The following is a 14,352-nucleotide window of genomic DNA, read 5'->3' as shown; positions in this document are numbered from 1 at the left end:
TTCAAAGGTTGATTTGCATGTCGTCGTGGGCTCGACACCCCGTCAAACTAAAAGGCCCCCGGGCGAACCGAGGGCCTCTGTTAGCATCAGGGGTACATCCGCCCTTAGTGATGCCAGAACAGTGCGAGGATAACAATAATCGGCAGCGGGATGCCCAGCATCCAAAGCAGTGCGCCTCTTCCAAAGCCCATGGTGTCCTCCTGTGTTGCAGAGATAACCAGTAGATTGTAAATTGGTTCCGAGTCAGGAACGTTCCACAAATCCGAAGGTTGTTGCTCAAACGGAGGATAGGATGGCAGTTAATAAGCCGACTGGCGACAATGCACGCAAGGGCGCGGTGAAGAAGCGTACCCAGCTCAAGAACAAGCTCACCAAGACCTCGACCAAGCGCAACAAGACTAGTGGCGAGTTCATGGCAGTCAAGAAGTCCGCAAAGAAGTTTAAGGGTGTTCGCAAGGAGAAGTGATGGTCCGATTCTTCGTCGGCATCGCCAGCGTCGCGCTAGTCCTCGCGGCGTATGTTTTCGCTCAGGAGCGGTGACTTTTTTATTTTGGCGCCTGCAGACCCGGAGACCGCAGCCAATCACTCATATGCGATGCGGTTTCGGCTTGCCGCGCTTTCCGAATGAGATGATCTCGCTGCAGGCCAGGCGGCATGGTCTGTGCCTGATGCTTCAGCCTGTCAGCTTCCTTCGCTAGTCGTTCTTCGAGTGTTTCGGTTTGTTTGAACCGCCGTCGTGTCTGCATGGCGCGCTCCCTTCTGGCCCTGCGATGCTGGACCGAAAGTACATTAAGAACTGACCGCGAGACATTATCATTTGATAGATCGACATCATTTGATAGGTCAGCTCTTCGAGAGCCCTTTAAACGAGCTCGCCCGGAGCAACCCTTCCCGCACCTGAGACGGAGCTCAGAGACGTCCCTTGTCAGCGATCCATCCGGCGAGTTCGCGCAGTCGAAGCCTGAAGCTCTTCTATTCGCGATGTTCGCTGGTGATGACCGTATCATCTGTAGAGTCGAATGGGCTGCCTTGCGCGATCGTTGCGGCCGCGGACGGGATCAATCCAAACGACATAGTCGGCATCTTCAAGAAGCATCGGGCCACAATCGAGCAGATTGCAAGCGATCAGTACGACGCGGGCAAGGAGATGCCGGTGGTTCGGACTGAGCACCTGGGGGCGGTCTAGCCGTGTTGGGCCACGATCAGTTGGCCGTCAGAGCAGCACGCCAAAGAGCTATGCCATCACAGAGCCCGCGCTCCTGAGGGAGTGGACGTCTGGCCCCCTTGAAGCTAGGCTTCGAGCCTCCTGCAGGACTCGAATGCCTTACTTGAAAGCAGATCAGACCCGAGACGAGCGCAATGGCAAGGTGCTCGCCGACATCGCTCTTGCTCGCTACCTTTTCTATCGTCTTCTTCGGTTGCCTCGGCGGTTTAGCCGCCTTTGTTGTCATCGAAGCTTGCCTGCTCTCTTTCGATTGGCTCGGCCCGAGCAAGCACGATGGGACGGGCGGTGTTCGCTGACAGAGCACCGGCGCCCCGGCCTCGGAAACAGCACCTCAAACAAGCCCGCGGCATTAGGAGCGGCCTAGTTTGGGCCGCAGGCGTGCGAGGAGATTTGGCCGGCCGGATTGAACCTCAGAACCGCGCTGACCGAGCCTTCGCGCACGACGTATGAAATGAGCGCTCCCTCGTCAAAGGGCTGGATATTGTCGAGCCGGGATGCCGGATGTTCGTTCAAGCGATCAACCCAATACGAGCATCGGGCTTCTGAGCCGGTCGCGCCGCAGCCGCAGGTAAATGACGGCATCTTAAGCGTACATTCCCACGTTCGCTTTGATATCGCCCGCGCGGTAGGCATCGAGCCAGTCAATGGCAGCGGCCATCGGGTCAAAAGACATACAAGCACCTCCAGCTGAATCGTTTCTGGCGGAACCAGCTAAATCTCTTCGCCATCGATTCTTGAGTTTTGATGCCTGCGCACGGTTCGTCCATATGCACAACGCCATAGCGGATACTTGCCGTCGGCCTGTTATGCAGACCCGACCTTCGCAGTCTCGCTATCCTTTATTGAATGGAACCGAGATGAGCACGAAATGCGAAAGGCAATGCGGGGGCCGGTAGCCGGCCGGACGAGATCGCGGCACTCAGCCGTAGCGAAGCGGCCCTCATGTCCGAACTTCGCAACATGGCATCCCGCTGCGGTTAATTACTAGCGATGCTGGACATGCGCGACCTCGGCGATGTGCTGAGCATCGGCACGGGCAGGAGCACGAAGGATCGGACGTGACATGCGCTCGCTGTCGCGGCACCATATTGATGCCAAAGCCGAATTGGGCCGCATCTAAACTTGTGACATGGCGGCTTTGGTCGAGAGCTGGCATCCTACGTTCGCATGGCTTGCCATCGACGAGCCTGTCAGCTGAGGGACCAGCGGCGACAGCTACCAGCTCGCTTGAGGGACGATTGGCCGAACTGCCCACAAACCTCAAAGATCAGGCTTGTCGCTTGCCAGCCGGTAGCGAGCGCGAAGTTCTTCTTAGAAACGCCCGTTTAGCCGAAAAGGCCCCAGGGATGACCTGAGACCGGATGCTGGCCGAACGTAATTCCTCGTCTTCGCCGGCGCCATCTGGATACGCCAGTCTCCGCAGCACGCCCCCCCGGGGGGCGGGATCCCGGTTTTCAGGACGCACTCATCGATCGGTTGACGTCTCTGACCGGAGTGAGGCTTGCATCGAGGTAAGTGAACCGCCTATGCGGCCGGATCTGCTCCGCCACTTGACTACCGGCCAAGACTAACAACCTCGGCAGATGCTCTTGATCTTCTTTTCTAACGCGATGTCGGCCGGATCGCGCGGCTGGTCGCCGGTTGGCTTTGCCGTGGCTGGTTGCTCCATTGCTTGCGCGCCTCGGCGATGGTGGTGCGGCTTGTCCTTCCCCTGAACCGGCTGGACGATAGCGACTGCTGCGACGAAGGCGATCAACATCAACGCAAATATCCTCAGCAATTTTTGCAAATCTTCCCCACTGTCTTGTCGGCCTTTTGTGTTCTCCTGATCGATTTTGGCGTCGCTGTCCTGTTGGTTCGTGGTCGTCGGCTTGCCGATGCCGCCCGCAGGTGCGGTGTTCTGCACGTTGGCACCCGGCGAGCCTGACGGAGCCGCGGTACCAGCCGTATTGGTGCCCGGCGCCGCTCCCGTGCTGAGCTCATTGCCGCTACCGGTCTGCTGGTTGGGAAGTTGGCCGGTCGTCGGACCGTTGGTGTTGCCGGTCGCTGTGTTTCCATTCAGTCCAGGGCTCCCCGTAGGCCCTGCCGCGGTCGACGCACTTCCGCTCGCTCCGGCTGCAGCGCCACCTGCCGCTCCTGCTCCAGAAGATGTTGAAGATGCACCTGCGGCACCCGAAGAGGCGGCGCCACCTGTGCCGCCGCCGGCGGATCCGCCACCACCGCCACCACCGCTACCGCCGCCACCGCCACCGCCTTGCGCGAACGCGGTGCAGGGAATCAGGACAGCCAAGGCCAGTGCAAAGCGGGAGAGCTTCATATCGTTCACTCCTTTTGCGACCAAGCTTTCTCGCGAAGTTTCGTTCCTGTCGTCCCGAAGTCGGCGCGATGTGGCAGCGACAGAGTTCGCCCTCATTCAGCTCGGATGGACTTTGGTCGTCGCAAGCGTAACGAGGCCTTCGGAAGAGGATGGCGGAGGCGAGTCCAGCGAAGCAAGCGTAGCCCATCAGCTCGCAGCGCCGCTTACAGACGAGGATCTGCTCCTGCACATTGTCACGTCTGTCCGGCTCATCTGCCGCACTGCGATAGTCGCTGATCGCCCCGCGATATCGCGAGACAGCCGCATCATAGCGCTGCTGGAGAAAGCCCATGAATATCCAGGCAGCGAAAATGATCGAGGCATTCGGCCCGATCGATTTTAAGATGTCAGAGAGCTCTAAAGTCACCGGAGCTGAACCGGGCGCGAGTCGAGTTGTTCCTGGCGATGTGGACCTACTTTTCCGCTTCCAGAGATGTGCGCAATCACAGTCGCTTGCTCCGCACCACCAGCTGCGAGGAACGGATTGTCGTCGGGAGCTTTGGAGCTGAGACCAACTTCTGAGCGGCGAACGTGGATAAGCAGAACGACCCAGCCTCATTCAATGCAGCTTCGGAGCTCGACGACGTCTCTCCGAGACAGACCGAGGAGATTGCGTCCCAGAGCAGGCCGAGCGCTGCGCTGATCCACGAGACAATCCGGGCCGAGGGCGAGCAGGAGCTGGAGCGGCATTGGTGGGCCGTTCTAATGTCCGGACTTGCAGCGGGCCTTTCGATGGGGTTGTCGCTAGTGGTCCAAGGCAAGTTGCACGCCACTATCTCCGAAGAGGCGACACGCCAGCTGGTCGCTCCGCTCGGCTACACTGTCGGATTCCTCGTCGTAGTGCTGGGGCGGCAGCAGCTTTTCACTGAGAACACGCTAACGCCGATCCTGCCACTGCTGCACCACCGGGATCTCTGCACACTCGTCAAGGTCGCGAAGCTGTGGGGCTTAGTGCTTGCGTCAAACGTTGCGGGAACCTGGGCGATAGGCTTTGGCCTTGCCCATACCAACATTTTCGAACCCAAGGTCACTGACGCTTTCCTTGAACTTGGTCGCCACACCGTTCAAGGCCCCTTCCCGGAGACTTTTGTTCGCGCCGTCTTTGCCGGCTGGCTGATCGCGCTGATGATGTGGCTGCTGCCGGCCACGAAGGGATTTCGCGCGCACATCATTGTGGTCATGACCTATGTGGTTGCGCTCGGCGAATTCGCGCACATCATTGCCGGATCGGTCGAGTGCGCATTCCTGGTGCAACGCGAAGAGGCCTCGCTCGGCCAATACGCCTATGATTTCTTCGTGCCGACGCTGCTCGGCAACATCGTGGGCGGAACGACATTGGTAGCCCTGTTGAACTACGGCCAAGTCGCGGCAGAGCTTGACCAGGCCCAAGACTAATCCGCCCAACCGAGACAACATGGCTGATCGGGTCGAAAGTGTCCCTCAAGTTCATTCGGCGGCAGCTTAAGCAGGATGGCCCGGATCAACATCCTTCGCTGTCTTCTTCTCTCTCTGGGGTGTCATCTTCGCCGGGCTTTCCTTGCCCGGCACACCACGCGGGCCCAACTCCCGTTGCATGTCTTCTTTCGAGCGCTTCGGTTCGCGGCCGCTGACCGGTCTATCAGGCATCATTCCATCCTCCCCTTGTCCTTCAGATCGCGAATGCGGGTCTCGGACTCACCCTTAGATTTCAAGACCTCCGACCAGTCGTTAGCCCGGGCGACTTTGCTCAGTTCTTGGAGTTCAGTGAGTTGCTCTGCGGTTGACTTTTCCATTTTCGCTACCACAACGACTCGACATGCTCTGCTCACAAGCAAAAACGCGGCTGCGCGTTCCTTTTGAGACGCCGAGGCGGAGTAGATGGTAGGTAGTGCTTCCTAGGTGAGGCCGGCCCTTATCCCCGAAAGACGGGCGGGGCACATAGCAACCCTTCATATACGACCATCTGTCAGGCTACGTGCCGCCGGCGCGCACGCACTAGCTAAAGGAACCCGAACTGGAGTTTTGGCGCTGATTAACGGCGGTCGATTTCACGGATCGGCAGCTTTGTCGCTCGCGCGAGCCAACCGATTGATATAGGCCCAGACGTTTAGGTGCTGTCGCATCAATAGGAACCGTCACCGTCCGTCTCGAGTATGATCTGCATGCGTTTCAGACGCATCCGGCTATCAGTCCTTAGCCCGAGCGGCCCCAGCCCTGGGTCCTTCCCCCCGGCCTGGGGCCGTTTCTTTGGTGCGAATGGCCCGTCAGCGTGAACCGGCTCGGGCGATCAGCCGAGAACCATCTCGCGCGGCATTGCTTGATATTGCTGAGAACCATCGCGAGGTCATTCATCCGGACCGATGACAGCCGCTCCGTCCGCCTCCGCAAGCACGAAGCTGTGCCCCAAACCGGCAGCTACGAAGTCTGCTTCGCCGATGGTCGCCGAGCGTCTATTTCTAATGGTCGGCCGAGCGTCTATTTCTAATGGGACATTGTCGCCTGGACGGCGGCTCGCGCCGAACCTGTTGACCGGAGCAGAAGCGCTCGAGCACGCCCGGGCCCTGGCAAAGGCCGAGCTCGCCCGCTATCGCAACACAAAATGAAATTTGCGGATTGACGGTCCTAAATGGAACGACGAGCACGGGCGGATATTTGACTGGGCGCTGGCTCGCCGGCGAGATGGTGGAGCGGCCCCGGCCTACCCCAAAAGCCCCCCTGCAGCCGGGGCCGGTCTCTCCGCCAACGAACGGCTGGCGGGGCTGCCCTCCACCCTCGGCACGAAGCCATTTCGCACTCCCGGCGAAATCTTCTTGAAACATACGAGGTCGAAGCTTGGCCGCATCAAATATGGGGATGCCAGATGTTAGTCCTGATGAACCTGATTTGGCGCCGGCTTGCCTACACAATGCTGATCGGTATGCGCTGTAAGCTCGTGCGGCAGTAATGGTGAAGGCGGCTTTCGTCAGGAGGCCACCACCATGCCCAAAGAGATCGCTATAGCGCTCTGGTCCTTGGCAGCTGCCTGCGTAGTCGCATTCAGTATGGCAGCGCTGGTTGCGCCCCACTAGAAGAGACATAGACCCGCCAGCGTGAACCTCGGCAGAAGTGGCGCCGACCGGGGCTGCCTACTGTCTCTGTGCAGCGCCCCTCTCGCTCCGCAGCAAAAGGCCGATGTCTCCGGCCACCGAAGCAATATACCCTCCAAGCTCGGTGGCGATTTCGATCGCGGTCGAGCCCGCGTTGATCACTTTGATCAGCGTCTGTACCTCGTCCTCGATCCACTGCTTAGGTTTGTGATTTCGCACGCGCGACGCTCCGATTCGCGCGCGCAAAATTGTTCCCATTCTCGGAACTGAACGCCCATCACATGTATTTCGGTTCCACCGAAATTGTGTTTGCAAACGGGGCAAAGCTAGGGCAGAATTTTGTCACCGGGGCTGGCTGCATGTTTCACTTTTCGATTTGACCCGGGTTTTTGACCATGCGCGGGCCGCAGCGATTTAACCTCCCGCTGCGGCCTTCGTATGTGCGGTCACACCCGGGGGGTGGACGGCCGGCCTATTTGATTTTCGATCAATGGAGCGGGACCGTTCCTAGTCGTCCCAATGACCTTTGCACAATTCGCGCACTGGCAGACGCGGGCAGTCCGCCGGCCGTGCAAACGAGAAACCGCCGCTTTAAATACTGCGGCATGCCGCAGTCATCGCACCGCGGCGGCGGGAGTCTCATAATGGCGCCTGGTGAGGTCGGCATGAGCATGCAGATGAGCATGCCAATGATTCGATGAACGGCTATTTCATAGGTCAGCCTGCACTGCTTCACCCGGGTAGGCCAGAGCCGCTGCGCACGACAAATCAGTTTGCTTCGGGTGGACTTGGAGGCGGGAGCCCATATTCCCGGGCTCTCTTTGCGGCAAGTTTCCGATAGGCCGCAGCTTGGTTCAGCAACTGATCCTTGAAGTGCAAGGATTATAGTTCCAATTCTGAATAACAACTATATTCCGAGCCCATCGTCCGCCCGGAGCCGGAACTCGCAATCGGTTTCGGACGTTTGTTCCTAATGCCCCACACAGTTCTCCTAGTCGACGATGATCCGGCGGTCCTCGATGTAATCGCGAGCATGTTAGAGGAAATTGGCTGCAAAGTTATCCGCGCCAACGGCGGGGCTGAAGCCTTGGACCTGTTGCAGCATCATGATCGCATCTCGATCCTGATCACCGACATCAATATGCCGAGCATGGACGGCCACGAGTTGGCCGAGCGGGCGACCCGTCTCCGCCCGGCGCTGAAGGTTCTGCAATTGTCAGGACGAGAGCGACGGCGAGACGGTTTCCCGATGATCCGGAAGCCATTCTCCGAAGATGACTTGTATCGCGTGATGCAGCAGACCACCGGTGCCTGCTGATACTCTGGAGCTAGTCGGCGTTAGAGCCTTGGGCCCAGCAGCGTCCGCATGCAGCGATCGAGAGCGTCTAAGAGGAAAGGCTTCTGTAGAATTGGCCGACCTTTGAATTGCTCCGGTACGCCATCGGCGCCATAGCCGCTCGCGAAGACGAAGGGAATGCCGCGGACCTGCAAAGCTTCTGCGATGGCTGCCGAGCTATCCCGGCCAAGTTGCAGATCGAGAATAGCGGCGTCGCATTCAGCGCTCATGGCCATGGTCAGCCCAGAGCCTAGGTCACCGGCCTCCCCAGCAACCTCGTGACCAAGCTCAGTCAGCATATCCGCAATCATCATGCGGAGAAGCGTTTCGTCTTCAACTAGCAGTACTGATGCCATGCTTCTCAGTACGCCGGCAGGTTTGTGAATGGGAGTCTTTTCCCGACCTCTCATAAGGGCAGCCGGTTCTGAGGCCCGAAGCTCGCTGGAGGAGTTGATCAGGCGAGGCTAAGCCGACTTGGGCCTATTTCGGATATAGACTACCGCACCGCGGCCAGCAGACGTCAGCTCACCGAGAGTGGTCTTCCCTTGCCGCGCGGCTCCGATCAGTTGCTCGGCAACATATCTGCGGCTTTCGTGATCGCCGCCGTTCGTCAATTCCGCACAAACTTGCTCCAACACCACGTCCATGTTCGCTTGAACTCGATCTGGAAACTTGCCCACGCCCTTCTCTCCTTCGAGGAAACGTAACGAGGCTAAGCTCCTTTCTACAGTGGGTACAGCGCAGCGTGACGACGAGGTTAAGGAGCTGCTTTGTGCAAAAGTGAACTCAACGGCGTGAAGAATTGGCACCCCTCGCATTATACAGCCAGGGCTCGAACAATTGAGCTCAGCCGGAGTCGTCTTAGGTAAGGAGGAAATGGAGCGATCCGATGGACGAAAGGAAAAAACTCGAGCATCAGATCGCACTGGCTACTCGGACAGCCGCATACACCAAGGACGAGAACACCGCGAGCAGGCTGCGGCAGTTTGCTGATCAACTGAGGCGCAACCTATTGCCCTCTTCTTCCCGGCGGGCCCAGATCACGGCACGTGCCTATCAGCTGTGGGAAAGGGCCGGGCGCCCTTCGGGGCGCGACCTGGATTTCTGGCTCGATGCTGAGCGGGAGTTCAGCCGACCCGACCGTGGGAGCCAAGATTAGGGCACGACGACGCTCCGCGCGGTCCGCTCGCAAAAAAGCGGAGGCAGTGGCCAGTTGTGTGCACTTTCAGACCGTCAGTTCCGACGGGGGAACGTAGACCGTTGCCGCCTCTCTTAGCAGAAGCGAGCACATGCCCTCCGAAAAACAAGAAAACGGCAACGGCGGCCGTCCGCAAAACAGTCTCCTTCAATCCGTAAGTGCAAAGGACTTCAAGACGCTCCAGCCCCATCTGGATCAGTCAGAGGTCCAATCCGGCCAAACGCTGTACCACCATGGCGACATCGTGGAGAGCCTGTACTTCCCATGCGGCCCGACTCTGCTGACGTATGCTGTCGCCGTCGACGAGGATCGCGAAATCGATGCAGTGCTCATTGGTCGCGAAGGAGTCGCCGGTGGTGTCGTCGCGGCAGGCCGCGTCGCTTCCTACTGCCGCGTCGGGGTGAAGATCGGGGGTCCGATTGTCAGGCTCTCCGCCCGTAGGCTGGACGAGGCAGAACGCCAGTCCAATCCGCTTCGGCAACTATTTGCTCGCTATGTGGACTGCCTCGTGGCGCAGATTTGCCAATCGACGGCTTGCAACGCGGCGCATTCGATTGAGCAACGCGCGGCGAAATGGATCATCGATCTGATCGAGCACACCGGCACGGAGCAGGTGCTGCTCACCCACGAAGAACTAGCTGTGATCCTGGGCGTCGGAAGAAGCTACGCGAGCCGCGTCCTGCAAGGGTTCAGAGCCGAAGGCATCTTGGATACAGGCCGTGGCACCGTGACGGTGCGGGACATCGGCCTCCTTCATCGAAAATCGTGCCAGTGCAACAGGTGGGTGAAGAAGCATTTCCTTGAGGTGCTTGGCGACAAGATCCCGGTCACTAGCAGCGCTTTGTAGTCATCGTCAGGATGAAATCGGGCCCAGTCTCATTGACCACGCGAAGCGTCCAATCTTCACCGGGGCGCTGCTCGACATCGCGCACGAGCCGAAGGGCCGCCTCCCATGCAGCATCGTCGCGCTTGAGGAGTTCGCCCGTTTCGTCCGCGTGGGGACGACTTCCTTCGAAGTGAAAGTAGTACCTGAGCATTCCGTGCAACGCCGAAAGGTATCCAGATGTTCCGCGCTCGGACGGGCGAACTCTCGTTCATGAACGCTCACAGCACCATTCCTCGCACCGCGCCTAAAGCACGCCGTCGCCGCCCCAGCCCCTCCCCCTCCGCAAAACCGTCATCAGCGAGACAGTGGAACGGTACCTTGATCGGCCGCATTCTCCGCCCGCTAGGCATGCTGTTAGGTTGGCCGAACTTATCCTGGAGCGTCGTCCTCCGGGGATCGAAGCCATCCGAGCTCGGCCTCAGGAACGGAGCACTCTGCCTTTGGTTGACCGGCAACAACCGAAGGAAAGACCATGCTGAAATTCTCCATCACATCGGCCGCTCTCGTCTCAGCCAGCTTGCTCATATCCACGGTTCCTGCCGCTCACGCCCAGAATTATCGCTGGTGCGTTCAAGGCAAAGGGGTCGGCTATCCAGGGGACTGCAGCTATTCAACCCGCGCACAGTGTTTGGCGTCCGCGTCCGGACGGAACGTCGGCTGCGGTATCAACCCGCGAGCTGCCTATGGCCAGCAGGACCGTCGCCGCGGATGGAGGTAGACTTCGTCGCCGCCAACGCGACTAGGCGCTTTGACGTACGGCTCGCGCTGCCGCTGCGGGGAGTCGCCTGATGTTCCGGGAGGGCAAGCCGGAAGGCCCTGCGCCGCAAAGCGAGCGCGACCACTTCATCCGCTGCACGATCTGCGGCAAGATGCTGGACATGCGCGACCTCGGCGATGTGCTCGACCATCTGCACGGCGAGGAGATCGAGGAAGAGCCCGCGGCGCATTGATGGAGGACACGTGACCTGCGCTCGCTGTGACGGCACTCACTGGGTTTGCGAGAACCATCCCGACCGCCCTTGGGAAGGGCCAAAGGCCTGCGGGTGCGGCGGCGCCGGCGACCCCTGCCCGGCCTGCAACGATGCCGGGCCCGACGAGATGCCGCTGCCGCCCGGATTTGAGAACAGCATCACCAGCATCGACGTCATGCGCCCGCTGTTGAGGAACCCGGCGGGAAAGCCGCGCCGGAAGCCGCGGAGCTAGGACGTGTACTCATGAACGTCGGCTTACCGACGCCAAGCGGAAGTCTCGCACCTTAGCTGGCTTGTGACGCCAAGAGGACATTGAGGTTCGCGCAAGTCGCGGTTCGTCACCCCGACTGCCGTTGTTCGGATGCGATGCCCGGCACTTCCCAACCCGCGGACCTAATTCTTTGATAAAGAAGGGCACATTCAGGGCCCCCCGTGATCGTCGAGTGCGAAGACGATGACGCTGCCATTGTCGAAGCCAAGCAATATGTGGACGGCGTCGCAATACAAGTATGGGACCGCGCCCGCCGAGTAGCCGTACTGCCCTCTGTAGATTGAGGCCGCCTCACAGTTTGCGGGCCGCTTTTTCTGAGATTAGGCGGTGACTTGCCGCCCCTACCGCGGAACCACATGGCGCGCCGTACGTTAGGGTGTGTTCGGCGGGCTGCAGGGGCGTCCGCCCATGTTCATTCCCAATAGGCGAGGCCCGCATCGGGCCGTCGCTCCTCTCGCCCCCGAGAGCCGAGCGCCTCATGTCGAACGTCGAAGAATTCCCGCTCTCCGCCCGCCACCGGCCCACGGAGTTCGAGGCGCTAGTCGCGGCCGGTCACGCCGCGCTCGATGCCATTCCCGGCGCAGTCTATCTCTGTGACGCGGAGGGGGTGCTCGTCGCTTACAACGCCGAGGCCGTGGGATTGTGGGGGCGAACACCTGATCTCGTCAGGAAGGAGCGCTTCTGCGGTTCGCATCAGCTCTACCTGGTCGATGGAACTCCGCTTGCCCATGCCGACTGTCCCATGGCCGCGGCGGTTCGTCTGGGAACGCCCACACGCAATGCCGAAGTCATAATGGCACGGCCGGATGGCTCCCGCTTTTCGGCCCTGGTCAACATCCGGGCGTTGCGCGATCATTCTGGCTGCATCCAAGGTGCCATCAATTGCTTCCAGGACCTCACCGGACGCAAGCAGGTGGAGGAGGAAGTCCGCCGGAAGACGCAGGATCTGGAGGATTTTTTCGACAACGGCGCGGTCGGCCTTCACATCGTCAGCGGAGAAGGGATCATCCTTCGCGCCAATAACGCCGAATTGGATCTGCTCGGGTACACGCCCGAGGAGTACATTGGTCGCCACGTCGCCGAGTTTCATGTCGACGCGCCGGTGATCGGGGACATCCTTCAGCGCCTTTCATGCGGCGAGCCCCTCGGTCGGTATCCTGCGCGGCTGCGGGCGCGTGATGGCTCGGTCAAGCACGCCCTGATTACGTCGAACAGCCGTTTTGTGGACGGCAAGTTCGTCAACACGCGCTGCTTCACCACCGACGTCAGCGAACTGCATGCTGCCGAAGAGGCACACCGAGCCAGTGAAGCCCGGCTCGCGGCAACTTATGAGGCCGTCAGCGTCGGCATCGCCGAGACCGACGAGAACGGCCGCTTCTTGCGGGTGAACGAATCCCTCTGCCGCATCACCGCCCGGCCGCGCGACGAGCTGTTGCGGATGACTATGTTCGACTACACCCATCCCGATGACCAGACAGAGGACGCCGAGCTGTACGCGCGGCAGGTCCGCGGCGACATCGAGAACTACACGGTTCGCAAGCGTGCACTGCGGCCCGACGGGTCCGTGCGCCATCTCGACATTTTCAGTTCCTCGGTGCGCGATTCGGAAGGACGCTTCCGCTACGGCGTGCGTGTCGCACAGGATGTCACCGCCACCAAGCAGCTGGAGGACCGACTGCGCGAAGGCGAGCAGCGCATGCGCGATCTCCTCGAGGCGTTGCCGGCGGCCATCTACACGACCGACGCCGAGGGCCGCATTAATTTCTACAATCGAGCCGCGGTCGAGATGGCGGGAAGAACGCCGCAGCCGGGCGACGAATGGTGTGTGACCTGGAAACTCTATTGGCCGGACGGCTCGCCGCTGCCGCACAATGAATGCCCCATGGCCGTCGCGCTCCGCGAAAACCGGCCGGTCCGTGGTGCCGAAGCGGTGGCGGAGCGTCCGGATGGACGACGCGTGCCGTTCATTCCCTATCCGACTCCCCTGCGCGACTCCGCCGGTAACTTGGTCGGCGCCGTCAACATGCTGGTGGACATCACCGAGCGGAAGAACGCCGAGAACGCTCAAAAAGTTCTCATCGACGAGCTAAACCACCGCGTGAAAAACACCTTGGCCACGGTGCAGTCCCTCGCGAACCAGACCGCCCGTCATGCCGGCGATCTGCAGGAGTTTCTGCCGACCTTCATGGGACGGCTGCTTGCTCTCGCCCGCGCACATGACTTGCTGACGAAGCGAAACTGGCAGGATGCGCCTTTCGAAAATCTAGTCCACGATGTCATCGCTCCGGTATCGGGCGGACGGGTGGTGACTGGCGGGCCACACGTCGATCTAGACGCGCGCATGGCCCTGAGCATCACCATGGTGCTCAACGAGCTTTTGACCAATGCGGTGAAGTACGGCGCACTGTCGGTGCCGAATGGATCAGCTTCGCTCACCTGGCGGATCGGTGCCAGTGAGCGCTCACAGGGCGTGCTGGAATGCGAATGGCGCGAAGTTGGCGGACCACCTGTTAGCCCGCCAAAGCGGCGCGGGTTCGGCACGCGGCTGATGGAGCGTTGCATAGAGCATGATCTCTCCGGGGAATTCGACCTGGTGTTCGAGCCGGAGGGTACACGCTGCCGCATGGTGTTTCCCGTTGCGCCTGCCGCGTCCAATGGCTGAGTTATCGGGCGCCAGGGTTCTCCTGGTCGAAGATGAGGGCTTGGTGGCCCTCATGATCGAAGACATGCTCGAGGAATTGGGGTTGACGGTGATCGCCTCGGCCGCTCACGTGCCAAAGGCGTGCGAGCTTGCCAGCGCGGCATCGTTCGATCTTGCGCTCCTTGACGTGAACCTGGCAGGTGAACGTGTTTTCCCGGTAGCCCGCATCCTGCGCGACCGGAGAATTCCCTTCCTATTCAGCACCGGCTACGGCGGACCTCCGCTGGAGGAGGAGTTCAGCCATGCGCCCGCAATCGGCAAGCCCTTTTCTATCGAGCAATTGAAGGAGAAATTGCGGTTGATTCTAGCGCTCAAGTAGAAGCGCAGCAAATGCAAGTTTTTC

General features: G+C 60.2%; 16 protein-coding genes. 10 read left to right on the top strand and 6 right to left on the bottom strand.

The genetic code is table 11. From position 1 onward, the window contains the following. Nucleotides 1-292: 292 nt before the first annotated feature. Entirely contained in the window at nt 293-466 is a 174-nt protein-coding gene (locus ACVWYI_RS20215) for a hypothetical protein (protein ID WP_247351193.1), read from the top strand. 456 nt (nt 467-922) lie between these two features. Further along, a complete protein-coding gene (locus ACVWYI_RS20210; protein WP_456663002.1) occupies nt 923-1,186 on the top strand; it encodes a hypothetical protein in 264 nt (87 codons plus the stop codon). Between the two features lie 1,606 nt (nt 1,187-2,792). Here the strand turns inward: ACVWYI_RS20210 and ACVWYI_RS20205 are convergent. Next, nucleotides 2,793-3,542: a hypothetical protein gene (locus ACVWYI_RS20205; RefSeq protein ID WP_456663001.1), complete on the bottom strand. Its 750-nt coding sequence runs from the start codon at nt 3,540-3,542 to the stop codon at nt 2,793-2,795. Nucleotides 3,543-4,112: 570 nt separating this feature from the next. On the opposite strand from ACVWYI_RS20205, the gene ACVWYI_RS20200 reads away from it, so the two are divergent. Beyond that, nucleotides 4,113-4,976: a formate/nitrite transporter family protein gene (locus tag ACVWYI_RS20200; RefSeq protein ID WP_247351203.1), complete on the top strand. Its 864-nt coding sequence runs from the start codon at nt 4,113-4,115 to the stop codon at nt 4,974-4,976. Nucleotides 4,977-5,042: 66 nt separating this feature from the next. Here the strand turns inward: ACVWYI_RS20200 and ACVWYI_RS20195 are convergent, their stop codons facing one another. Together ACVWYI_RS20195 and ACVWYI_RS20190 are read right to left on the bottom strand one after the other, a co-directional pair. Further along, complete coding sequence (locus tag ACVWYI_RS20195; RefSeq protein WP_247351205.1) at nt 5,043-5,210, bottom strand: hypothetical protein; 168 nt, start codon at nt 5,208-5,210, stop codon at nt 5,043-5,045. Nucleotides 5,211-6,685: 1,475 nt separating this feature from the next. Next, the gene (locus tag ACVWYI_RS20190; protein ID WP_456663000.1) at nt 6,686-6,865 is read right to left on the bottom strand and encodes a hypothetical protein; all 180 of its coding nucleotides are present in this window, start codon (nt 6,863-6,865) and stop codon (nt 6,686-6,688) included. Nucleotides 6,866-7,619: 754 nt separating this feature from the next. On the opposite strand from ACVWYI_RS20190, the gene ACVWYI_RS20185 reads away from it, so the two are divergent. Then, nucleotides 7,620-7,964, top strand: coding sequence for a response regulator (locus ACVWYI_RS20185; RefSeq protein ID WP_456662999.1), 345 nt, complete (start codon nt 7,620-7,622; stop codon nt 7,962-7,964). Between the two features lie 20 nt (nt 7,965-7,984). Here ACVWYI_RS20185 and ACVWYI_RS20180 read toward each other — a convergent pair whose 3' ends face one another. Continuing rightward, nucleotides 7,985-8,338, bottom strand: a complete 354-nt coding sequence (locus tag ACVWYI_RS20180; protein WP_247351209.1) for a response regulator — start codon at nt 8,336-8,338, stop codon at nt 7,985-7,987. 108 nt (nt 8,339-8,446) lie between these two features. Beyond that, nucleotides 8,447-8,662 (bottom strand): hypothetical protein, encoded by a 216-nt coding sequence (locus ACVWYI_RS20175; protein ID WP_456662998.1) that lies wholly within the window; start codon nt 8,660-8,662, stop codon nt 8,447-8,449. A gap of 209 nt (nt 8,663-8,871) precedes the next feature. Between ACVWYI_RS20175 and ACVWYI_RS20170 the strand changes: the two genes are divergently transcribed. Both ACVWYI_RS20170 and ACVWYI_RS20165 read left to right on the top strand, forming a co-directional pair. Beyond that, entirely contained in the window at nt 8,872-9,141 is a 270-nt protein-coding gene (locus tag ACVWYI_RS20170; RefSeq protein WP_247338771.1) for a DUF2934 domain-containing protein, read from the top strand. Between the two features lie 130 nt (nt 9,142-9,271). Next, a complete protein-coding gene (locus ACVWYI_RS20165; RefSeq protein ID WP_456662997.1) occupies nt 9,272-10,027 on the top strand; it encodes a Crp/Fnr family transcriptional regulator in 756 nt (251 codons plus the stop codon). Here ACVWYI_RS20165 and ACVWYI_RS20160 read toward each other — a convergent pair. Next, nucleotides 10,011-10,217 carry a DUF6894 family protein gene (locus tag ACVWYI_RS20160; RefSeq protein WP_456662996.1) on the bottom strand — a complete coding sequence of 69 codons (207 nt, stop codon included), beginning with the start codon at nt 10,215-10,217 and terminating at the stop codon, nt 10,011-10,013. The two genes, ACVWYI_RS20165 and ACVWYI_RS20160, sit on opposite strands and share 17 nt — an antisense overlap. 321 nt (nt 10,218-10,538) lie before the next feature. On the opposite strand from ACVWYI_RS20160, the gene ACVWYI_RS20155 reads away from it, so the two are divergent. From ACVWYI_RS20155 to ACVWYI_RS20140, 4 genes are all read left to right on the top strand, one after another. Then, nucleotides 10,539-10,784: a DUF3551 domain-containing protein gene (locus ACVWYI_RS20155; RefSeq protein WP_456662995.1), complete on the top strand. Its 246-nt coding sequence runs from the start codon at nt 10,539-10,541 to the stop codon at nt 10,782-10,784. 70 nt (nt 10,785-10,854) lie between these two features. Continuing rightward, nucleotides 10,855-11,016: a hypothetical protein gene (locus ACVWYI_RS20150; RefSeq protein ID WP_456662994.1), complete on the top strand. Its 162-nt coding sequence runs from the start codon at nt 10,855-10,857 to the stop codon at nt 11,014-11,016. A 770-nt stretch (nt 11,017-11,786) separates the two neighbouring features. Beyond that, the gene (locus ACVWYI_RS20145) at nt 11,787-13,970 is read left to right on the top strand and encodes a PAS domain-containing sensor histidine kinase (RefSeq protein WP_456662993.1); all 2,184 of its coding nucleotides are present in this window, start codon (nt 11,787-11,789) and stop codon (nt 13,968-13,970) included. After that, complete coding sequence (locus tag ACVWYI_RS20140; protein ID WP_456662992.1) at nt 13,963-14,328, top strand: response regulator; 366 nt, start codon at nt 13,963-13,965, stop codon at nt 14,326-14,328. The genes ACVWYI_RS20145 and ACVWYI_RS20140 overlap by 8 nt, the downstream gene beginning before the upstream one ends. Nucleotides 14,329-14,352: the final 24 nt, after the last annotated feature.

The sequence above is a fragment of the Bradyrhizobium sp. LB13.1 genome, assembly GCF_054056815.1.
The sequence above is the reverse complement of the archived record's forward strand: the minus strand, read 5'-3'. Positions and strand labels throughout refer to the sequence as shown.

Bases quoted from the DNA above. Each gene is read 5' to 3' on its own strand.
- ACVWYI_RS20215 (WP_247351193.1), top strand. From the start codon at position 293: ATGGCAGTTAATAAGCCGACTGGCGACAATGCACGCAAGGGCGCGGTG.
- ACVWYI_RS20205 (WP_456663001.1), bottom strand. From the start codon at position 3,542: ATGAAGCTCTCCCGCTTTGCACTGGCCTTGGCTGTCCTGATTCCCTGC.
- ACVWYI_RS20195 (WP_247351205.1), bottom strand. From the start codon at position 5,210: ATGATGCCTGATAGACCGGTCAGCGGCCGCGAACCGAAGCGCTCGAAA.
- ACVWYI_RS20185 (WP_456662999.1), top strand. From the start codon at position 7,620: ATGCCCCACACAGTTCTCCTAGTCGACGATGATCCGGCGGTCCTCGAT.
- ACVWYI_RS20180 (WP_247351209.1), bottom strand. From the start codon at position 8,338: ATGGCATCAGTACTGCTAGTTGAAGACGAAACGCTTCTCCGCATGATG.
- ACVWYI_RS20170 (WP_247338771.1), top strand. From the start codon at position 8,872: ATGGACGAAAGGAAAAAACTCGAGCATCAGATCGCACTGGCTACTCGG.
- ACVWYI_RS20165 (WP_456662997.1), top strand. From the start codon at position 9,272: ATGCCCTCCGAAAAACAAGAAAACGGCAACGGCGGCCGTCCGCAAAAC.
- ACVWYI_RS20160 (WP_456662996.1), bottom strand. From the start codon at position 10,217: ATGCTCAGGTACTACTTTCACTTCGAAGGAAGTCGTCCCCACGCGGAC.
- ACVWYI_RS20155 (WP_456662995.1), top strand. From the start codon at position 10,539: ATGCTGAAATTCTCCATCACATCGGCCGCTCTCGTCTCAGCCAGCTTG.
- ACVWYI_RS20150 (WP_456662994.1), top strand. From the start codon at position 10,855: ATGTTCCGGGAGGGCAAGCCGGAAGGCCCTGCGCCGCAAAGCGAGCGC.
- ACVWYI_RS20145 (WP_456662993.1), top strand. From the start codon at position 11,787: ATGTCGAACGTCGAAGAATTCCCGCTCTCCGCCCGCCACCGGCCCACG.
- ACVWYI_RS20140 (WP_456662992.1), top strand. From the start codon at position 13,963: ATGGCTGAGTTATCGGGCGCCAGGGTTCTCCTGGTCGAAGATGAGGGC.